This window comes from Mesorhizobium sp. P5_C1 (assembly GCF_054049815.1).
On the sequence record NZ_JBFULQ010001357.1, the window covers coordinates 1 to 605 of the forward strand.

Annotated in this window: 1 protein-coding gene and 1 pseudogene; one reads left to right on the forward strand and one right to left on the reverse strand. The window is 60.5% G+C overall.

The features are described 5' to 3' along the window. The coding region (locus tag ACXJ7R_RS35790; RefSeq protein ID WP_457155897.1) for a cupin domain-containing protein at positions 1–185 on the forward strand (185 nt) is incomplete at its 5' end. Positions 186–256: 71 nt separating this feature from the next. Here ACXJ7R_RS35790 and ACXJ7R_RS35795 read toward each other — a convergent pair. Continuing rightward, positions 257–605: pseudogene (locus tag ACXJ7R_RS35795) on the reverse strand (transporter substrate-binding domain-containing protein); the annotation flags it as partial.

Sequence of the window (605 nt, forward strand, 5' to 3'; positions counted from 1 at the left end):
AATGGCGCATCGTCTATGACGAATGGGAATTCTGCCACATCCTGTCCGGCGTTTCGGTGATCACCGAAGAAGGCGGTGCGGCGCGCACCGTCAAGGCCGGCGACAGCTTTGTGCTCAGGCCCGGCTTCAAGGGCAGTTGGGAAGTGCTTGAAACGACCCGCAAGGAGTATGTGATCAAGCTCTAATGCATGTCGCCCAAAAAGTGGCCCCGGTTTTGGGGGAACGACATGCATAAAAACAGGCGTCCACGCCGGGATCAGACGACGCGATCGATATCGCTGTCCGAAAATCCGTATCGCGCCATCATCTGCCGGTGCCAGTCACCGCCCAGCAATTCATCGAGGCAAGCATCGATGTCCCTGAGCAGGGCGCGGTTGCCCTTGGCGATTGCGAAGGCACCGGCCGATGGCTGTTTTTCGCTGGCCGGGACCTCGACAAGGCCAAGCGGCATTTCGGACCGCTGGGTCAGATAGCCTCGATGCGCCATCGCAACGCTGGCATAGGCATGCACCACGCCGTTGGCCACTGCGTCCGCCGCATCGGCCTGGGTTGCAAACATCCTGATCTGCTCCGGCGCAATCCCGTTGTGCAACGCCGTGAGATGC